Origin of the sequence: Mesotoga sp. HF07.pep.5.2.highcov (assembly GCF_003666285.1) — a bacterium.
GTDB lineage: Bacteria > Thermotogota > Thermotogae > Petrotogales > Kosmotogaceae > Mesotoga > Mesotoga prima.
The window spans coordinates 1-7,442 of record NZ_JFHJ01000221.1 but is presented as its reverse complement, the minus strand read 5'-3'; the positions used below and the strand labels follow the sequence as shown (position 1 = coordinate 7,442).

Below are 7,442 nucleotides of genomic sequence, written 5' to 3'. Positions count from 1 at the left end.
CCGCTCAAGCGGGGATTTAAGATCAAGAGCATTAAGAGCCGTCCTTCGAGAGCAGTTGCAAGTTGTGAGTTCCAAGTTGCAAGAATAAATGACGAGGTTCGGGGTTGGTGGTTGCGGGTTGGTAAGTGCCAAGAGCAAGTGAAACGGGATCACCGTTGAATGGTTCTCCGTTCACCGAATAAAAAGCCTTTTCTTCGTTCCAGAGCGAAGATCAGTTCTTCGTTCTTGGTTAGAGTCCCGGATCATGGACCCGTCCTTAGAAGAGCAGTTGCAAGTTCTCAGTTCCAAGTTGCAAGCCAGAGGCTGAACAAAAACGTCACATCCCGTCATGAACTTGTTTCAGCATCTCCTCCTAACAACCGCTGAGCGCTGCTGAAAACAACGTTGTCCGTCAACGGTTCTCCTCCGAGAAGACCAAGAGAAGAAGTGATGCCGCTTCCGCGGGAGGAATTCAGAAGCCAGTCTGCTTTCGCTGGCAAGTCTGGTTTCGCCTGGCCTGCTCTATCAAACTAAGAAGATAAGAGTCACTTCGGGCTGCCGATGACGTTACTCACAAACCAGTCCATGGTCAAAAGCTCTTCGTCGGTTGGTTTTTCACCCTCTGAATATCTTAGTTTTCCGTCTTGATCTTGCAAAGGCCCTTCAAAGGGATGATAATCGTCCTCAATTATCCGGCTTCTTTCTTCATTGACAAGTTTCTGAAGATCGGCGGGAACTAGATTACTCATCACTATGTCGACTACACCGTCCTCTATTCCGCCCCAGTATTGATAGCTGGTCCACTTTCCCTCCATTACTTCTTTTACGACTCTCTCGTAAAAGACTCCCCAGTTCCATACGGGAGAAGTCAGAAAAGTGTCTGGACTGAAGGCACTCATATCGGTGTTGTAACCAATAGCGTAAACGTCCCGTTGTCCGGCCGCCTGAACTGCAGCTGGCGAATCCTGGCTCTGAGCGATTACATCGGCTCCAAGATCCAGGAGGGCGTCGGCCGCCTCCTCTTCGGAAGAGGGATCGAACCAGGTCTCGGTCCAGATAACGTGCACGCGCGCATCGGGATTGACCTTTGCGATTCCAATCGCAAAAGCATTTATCCCCCTGATAACTTCCGGAATCTTGAATGTCGCTACATAGCCGATTATGTTGCTTTTTGTCATCTCCCCAGCGATGAGACCGGTCAAGTAGGCCGGCTCATATATCCTTCCGAAGTAGGTTCCGACATTTTCAGCGGTCTTATATCCCGAACAATGCATGAAGATCGTATCGGGATAGTTCTTCGCTATCTCCATCACATCGTCCATAAAGCCGAAGCTTGTACTGAAAAGGAGTTTGACGTTACGTTCGGCATAACTTCTAAGAACCTCCAGGTCCTGTTCTCCTTCAGTCACGTTTTCTATGAAAGAAGTCTCGATTTGACTTCCAAACGTCTTTTCGAGATACCGCCTGCCTTCATCGTGTTTCTCTGTCCAGACGCCATCATCGGCCGAACCGACATAGATAAAGCCTATGCTTAGAGGCTCTGAAGCCAGAATAACTGCGCACAGTATGAATAGAACGGTAATAATCCCTTTCATGAGACACCTCCGTAGGTAGCTCGATAGCTGAATAAGAGCATCTTAATGGCCTTCCAATTGCAAGACCTATGGAATCCCGGTCCTATGAATCCCATTATATCCCACACTTTTGCCGAATTCTCTCGCATATTACTTTCTATAATATTACTGAAACTAGATCTCAGAGACTAAGGAGTTGAAGAAATGTTAGTCACAAGCCATGAGAAGCGATATTCAAATAAAACGGAAATGACTTTGGACGACCTTATCCAGAAGCTGAAGGACCTGGGCCTGCATTCTCTGAAGAGAGTTGTGGTGAGCGAAATCGAAGGAACTGATTCGCATCTCGTAACCGATAACCGCGTGATCGACCCTGACGATCTGGAGGAAACACTGCGTTCTTGGGAAGAAGAATCGATTACGAAAGTGATGATGCTCGATATGACTCCGGTTCACAAGAATCACGACACACTACAATCTGCCGCGGGCTGTATCTACGAACCGCCCGAGTTCTCGATTCAGGTTACAAGGGTGAGCAATGGAGTTGAAACGATAGTTGTGGCAGTAAAGAGTGTAGATCCCTTTTAGGCTTTTGCAAAAACCTTGAACAGTGCTGACCCAATGGATAGGACAAGAACTACGATGACAGTCTGACATAGATAACTGGAACCGCCCCATTCCGTAAGTCCAAAGGAGCGTGATAATCTGAGAACGGCAATAGATAGTGGCGAAGACTGTGCAGCATGTGACAGTGTTTTGATCGTTACTCAGAAAAGGTAGTTCTTTGGAAAGGCCGGACTGCAATACAGAAAATGAGACATATCTATGCAGTCCGGTTTACCGGTTAGTTATTGATAGCGAAATCAATTATTATTGAATAAAGTGGAATTCACAGAGGTGTGATTCATGGGAACAAGGATAAATCTCGTTGAAGACGAAAAGAATCTGAACAGCGTACTGACTTCCTATCTCGAGAAGGAGGGCTGGGAAGTCAAGTCGTTCAAGAACGGAAGCGACGCATTCGATGAAATCGATGACTCTCCCGATATCTGGATTCTTGACATAATGCTGCCGGGGATCGATGGCTTCGAGCTTCTCAGAGAAATCAGGAAGAGGGATTCGATGATACCTGTGATCTTTATTTCAGCAAGGGACAAAGATATTGATAGAGTTGTCGGACTCGAGATGGGAAGCGACGACTACTTGTCCAAGCCCTTTCTCCCAAGGGAGCTTGTCATTCGGGTCAAGAAGATTCTTGAGCGCATCCACCATTCTGGCGGAATCATACACGTTCCTCCATACAAGATCGACGAGGCGAGAAGAACAGTTACCGAAGAAATCGACGAGAATCAGTCACAGCTTATTGAGCTCACTTCCATGGAGTTCGATTTGCTCCTGCTCTTTGTCAACGGCAAAGGCAAGCCTTTTTCAAGAGACCAGATACTTGACAGAGTCTGGGGTTACGACCACTACGGTAGTGATAGAGCAGTTGACGATCTTGTACGGAGACTTAGAAAGAAGATGCCCCATTTCAAGATCGAAACCGTCTACGGTTTCGGCTATAAGAGTGTGAACATATGAAATCCTGGCGTCTGTCCGACAAGCTCTGGCTGCTATTTGCCGCCGTTCTTTCTATCCTATTCCTCCTTCTGGGTATCGTCTTCAGATGGTCTATAAGAGACTTTTTCACCACCGAAGCGTACAGAACGATAGAGTACACTCAAGAAGTGAGGATTATCGAATTACAGGGAGGGTTCATCCCCTTCGAGGATATCGACCTCAACAGTCTTAGAAATGCCAGAGACGTAGGACACATAATGGTCTTCGACAGGGAGTTTGACCTAATAGATTACTACCTGAACAGATTTGGAACCCAGGATAGCTCCGACAGAACTCCTCCACTTCAGGACTCAACTTCCAGGGACGTACTAATTAGCGGAACGATTATTCCCGAAATACTTCCTGTTATGCAATCCATTAGAGAAAACGCAGAAAAGCAGACGTCGCTTTCAGAGAGGTACGAAACGCTTCTCTCCGGCCGGAGTCTTTTCTATGTGATTCGTACTGAAGAGATTTCGGGAAGAGACGTTACGATGATTTCCTATATGTGGGATACGTACATGAACACTCTTTCATCGACGTTGTTCTCCAGGCTGTTGCTCGTAATGGCGATAATGACAGTGGTCAGTCTGGTTTTCATAATAGTCTTCTCTAGATACCTGACTAAGCCTCTCAAGAAGCTTTCCGAGGACGTGCGAATGATCTCAAAGAGAAACTGGGACAGGCCGATTTCTTTGAATAGAAGCGACGAGATCGGAGAGCTGGCCGATTCAATCGAGAATATGAGAAAGAGTCTTAGCGAGCAGGACAGAGAACAACAGTCAATGCTCCAGTTTATCTCCCATGAACTGAAGACACCTGTCATGGTTATACGAAGTTACGCACAGGCAATCAAAGACGGCATTTATCCCGGAGGCGACCTGGATAGTGCTATAGACGTCATAGATAAAGAGATCCAGAGAATGGATATGAGGGTAAAGGATCTGCTCTTCATAACGAGACTTGAATACCTGTCGCGTCACGGCCTCGAAAAAGAGGAAGTCAATCTCTCAGAACTCCTTGAGGACACAGTCGGGCGATTTTCTTTCCAGAGAGACGACATAGACTGGAATCTGAATCTTAAAGACTTCAAGACCGAGGTCAATGAAGAACAGCTGGCGATAGCCATTGAAAACATACTTTCAAACCAGATCCGGTATGCGAAGAGCAGAATAGAGGTAACTATGGCAGTAAACGAGAGAGAAGAGAGTCTTTTGATACGATTCGCAAACGATGGAGAGAAAGTTGCCGAAACCAAACTGGAAGAGCTCTTCAAACCCTTCAACAAGGGGGTTGGAGGAGAAAATGGACTTGGCCTGAGCATAACGAGAAGGATTATCGAATTGCACGGTGGAGCTATTTCAATAGTTAATGAAGGTGAGTTCGTAGCAACGATCGTCACGCTACCGATTTAGAATTCTTTGTTGTTTCCGGAAAAACCGACAGTTAACCACTTTCTGAATTCAAAATGATCGAGACAAAAAAAGAGGGCGCAAATCGTGCCCTCTTGTATTTCTGGCCAGCTGAGGCCAGCCTCCCATTTTCCGGAATCTCTTGTGCAAAACCGGGAAAGGGATCGAACTCCAGTTAGACAGACAACTTCATTCAGCTTCTTCATTCTCGTCTTCTCAAGTGCACTTTTGGATCTAGTAGCCTGTAGTAAATGTTCTCTATCGGCATATTAGTCGGTGAAGATCATGCCCTTCCATGACTCCCTCAAATGCCATTCAACATAATACGCTAGCATGCAGAGAAATATGTGGGCCCTAACTCTCTTCTCAAGCCAGTGGTGTATTGGCCGTATCTTGAGATCCACTCCCTTTAGCGTCCTGAATGCCTTCTCAACTAATGAAACGGCGATTTTCTTCGAGAGGTTGCCATCTGATCTGTCCAGAAAAAAGTAAGTCACCTCTAAGCAGGCGAGACTTTCTCAGAAGAATGAGGAGCAATTGTTTGGGACAAACCCAGAAGGGCCGTCGACTTTTCTTATTAGGAAATGCTCTAGATTAACTCTCCACAAATATACATTTATACATTATTGCAGTGCTGAAGCCTATCTCTTACGCAATAAGTATGACTTTATCGCCCTCGCCGAGCGTTTGCCGGCTCCCATCGCTTCTATTACCGTTGCAGAACCAGTAACGATGTCTCCGCCGGCAAAGATGCCTTCGTCAACCCTGCCGCTGGCTTCATCGGCATCGATGTTGCCCCATTTGTTCAGTCTTACAGTTGAGAAACCGGCCTTCAAAATGGCATTTGGAGTCTGACCGATTGCTTCGATGACCATGTCAACTTCCATGATGAATTCCGATCCTTCAACCTGTATCGGTCTTCTTCTCCCCGAATCGTCCGGTTCTCCCAGAGTCATCTTTACGCACTTCATCCCGGTGACGTTGTTGTTTATATCTCCAATGTACTCAACGGGAAGGGTTAGCCAGTGGAACACGATTCCCTCTTCTACGGCATGGTGATACTCCTCTATTCTCGCGGGCATCTCTTCTTCGCTTCTCCTGTAGACCACATGGACCTCTTTGGCTCCGAGCCTCTTTGCGGTTCTTGCAGCGTCCATCGTCACATTTCCGGCTCCAATCACGGCCACTCTGTCTTTTATCTTTACTGGTGTGTCGTACATCGGAAAGAGATAGGCCTTCATCAGGTTTGTCCTCGTGAGATATTCGGAAGAGGAAAATATATTGTTGAGATTCGATCCCGGAATCCCCATGAATCTCGGGGCACCTGCGCCGATACCTATGAAGACGGCATCATATTCGCTCTTGATCTCTTCGAATGGAATCGTTCGGCCGACAATCTGGTTGAAACGGAATTCAACTCCCAGGCTCTTCACAAATTCGACTTCCTTTGCGACGATCTCTTTAGGGAGTCTGAATTCGGGAATACCATAAACAAGCACACCTCCCGCCGTATGGAAGGCTTCGAAGACTGTAACCGAAAAACCCTCTTTCGCGAGATCGGCGGCGGCCGTCAATCCGGCCGGACCTGCACCGATTACTGCAACTCTCTTGTTTACGGACGGCTTCACGGTGGTCTCGAGTGGAATATTCTGATCGGCGACGAATCTCTCCAGTCTCCCTATTGCAACGGGCTCGCTGCCGGGAATCTTTCCTACGACGCAGGCCATTTCGCACTGCTTCTCCTGAGGGCAGACTCGTCCACAGATGGCCGGAAGGTTGTTCGCATCTTTCAAGATTCTCGTGCTCTTCTCAATGTCACCCTCTCTAAGGGCCTTGATAAAACCGGGGATATCTATTCCAACGGGGCAACCGGCCACACAGGGTTTGTGTTTGCACTGGAGACATCTATTTGCCTCAGCGATCGCCTCTTCCTTAGTGTAGCCAAGTGCGACCTCCTCGAAGTTGTTAACTCTCTCCGAAGGGTCGAGTTCCCTCATTCTTGCTTTGAACTTCTCAACCATCCTTCTCACCCAATTCATGTACGTATTTCTCAAGAGCAAGCCGTTCCTCTTCTCTGTACTGATACTGCCTTTTGATCAGCTCGTCCCAGTTAACCAATCTGCCGTCAAACTCCGGTCCATGAACGCAGGCGAACTTCATCTCGCCTCCGACCTCAACCCTGCAGGCGCCACACATTCCCGTGCCATCAACCATTATCGGATTGAGAGACACCCAGCAAGGTATGTCATTCTGGGAAGCGAGAAGAGAGACGAACTTCATCATAACCATCGGACCGATTGCCCATATCGTTGCTGGCGTATAATCTGCGATTACCTCTTTGAGCGGGTTCGTAACGGTTCCCTTAACTCCGGCAGAGCGTCATCTGTAGAGAGGTAAAGCCTGTCAAGAAAGGGTTTAAACTCGTCGACCATAATCAGATGATCCTTGTTCGCCGCACCCAGTATACCGATTACCTCGTTTCCGGCAGATTTGAGAGCCTTGCAACGGGAAACAAAGGAGCTATTCCCACTCCTCCACCAACAACACAGACCGTTCCAAGTTTCTCGATCTCGCTGGGATTTCCAAGGGGGCCGACTATATCGGCTACGGATTCTCCTTCGTGCATTGCACAGAGTTTATAGGTGCTCTTTCCAACGGCCTTCACTATCACCCTTACCCTGTCTTTTTCTGCCGACGCTATCGTGAGAGGAATCCTCTCACCAAACTCGTCTATCCTTATTATCAGGAACTGACCTGGTTTTGCGTATCTGTAGATATCTGGATGAGAAAGCCAGATATCATACGTATCGGGAGCGATTCTTTTCTTTGAGAGAACTGCGTGCATTCAATCACCTCATCTTAATGATATCAGAATCCT

6 protein-coding genes and 1 pseudogene are annotated in these 7,442 nt (G+C 47.4%); 3 read left to right on the top strand and 4 right to left on the bottom strand.

The genetic code is table 11. The features are described 5' to 3' along the window. Window positions 1-524 precede the first annotated feature (524 nt). Window positions 525-1,574: a BMP family ABC transporter substrate-binding protein gene (locus tag BG32_RS04640; RefSeq protein WP_121526476.1), complete on the bottom strand. Its 1,050-nt coding sequence runs from the start codon at window positions 1,572-1,574 to the stop codon at window positions 525-527. 183 nt (window positions 1,575-1,757) lie between these two features. Here BG32_RS04640 and BG32_RS04635 point away from each other — a divergent pair, with 183 nt between their 5' ends. The 3 genes from BG32_RS04635 (at window position 1,758) to BG32_RS04625 (ending at window position 4,567) form a co-directional block, all read left to right on the top strand. After that, window positions 1,758-2,141 (top strand): hypothetical protein, encoded by a 384-nt coding sequence (locus BG32_RS04635; protein WP_121526475.1) that lies wholly within the window; start codon window positions 1,758-1,760, stop codon window positions 2,139-2,141. A 318-nt stretch (window positions 2,142-2,459) separates the two neighbouring features. Then, window positions 2,460-3,134 carry a response regulator transcription factor gene (locus BG32_RS04630; protein WP_121526474.1) on the top strand — a complete coding sequence of 225 codons (675 nt, stop codon included), beginning with the start codon at window positions 2,460-2,462 and terminating at the stop codon, window positions 3,132-3,134. Next, complete coding sequence (locus BG32_RS04625) at window positions 3,131-4,567, top strand: cell wall metabolism sensor histidine kinase WalK (RefSeq protein ID WP_121526473.1); 1,437 nt, start codon at window positions 3,131-3,133, stop codon at window positions 4,565-4,567. Before BG32_RS04630 ends, BG32_RS04625 begins: the two co-directional genes overlap by 4 nt. 266 nt (window positions 4,568-4,833) lie before the next feature. Here the strand turns inward: BG32_RS04625 and BG32_RS04615 are convergent, their stop codons facing one another. From BG32_RS04615 to BG32_RS17070, 3 genes and pseudogenes are all read right to left on the bottom strand, one after another. After that, complete coding sequence (locus tag BG32_RS04615) at window positions 4,834-5,061, bottom strand: hypothetical protein (RefSeq protein ID WP_006490138.1); 228 nt, start codon at window positions 5,059-5,061, stop codon at window positions 4,834-4,836. Between the two features lie 144 nt (window positions 5,062-5,205). Then, entirely contained in the window at window positions 5,206-6,585 is a 1,380-nt protein-coding gene (gene gltA, locus BG32_RS04610; RefSeq protein WP_121526477.1) for an NADPH-dependent glutamate synthase, read from the bottom strand. Continuing rightward, window positions 6,578-7,409: pseudogene (locus tag BG32_RS17070) on the bottom strand (sulfide/dihydroorotate dehydrogenase-like FAD/NAD-binding protein). The gene gltA and the pseudogene BG32_RS17070 overlap by 8 nt, the downstream one beginning before the upstream one ends. Window positions 7,410-7,442 lie beyond the last annotated feature (33 nt).

Coding starts and splice junctions, on each gene's coding strand:
- BG32_RS04640 (WP_121526476.1), bottom strand. CDS start 1,574: ATGAAAGGGATTATTACCGTTCTATTCATACTGTGCGCAGTTATTCTG.
- BG32_RS04635 (WP_121526475.1), top strand. CDS start 1,758: ATGTTAGTCACAAGCCATGAGAAGCGATATTCAAATAAAACGGAAATG.
- BG32_RS04630 (WP_121526474.1), top strand. CDS start 2,460: ATGGGAACAAGGATAAATCTCGTTGAAGACGAAAAGAATCTGAACAGC.
- BG32_RS04625 (WP_121526473.1), top strand. CDS start 3,131: ATGAAATCCTGGCGTCTGTCCGACAAGCTCTGGCTGCTATTTGCCGCC.
- gltA (WP_121526477.1), bottom strand. CDS start 6,585: ATGGTTGAGAAGTTCAAAGCAAGAATGAGGGAACTCGACCCTTCGGAG.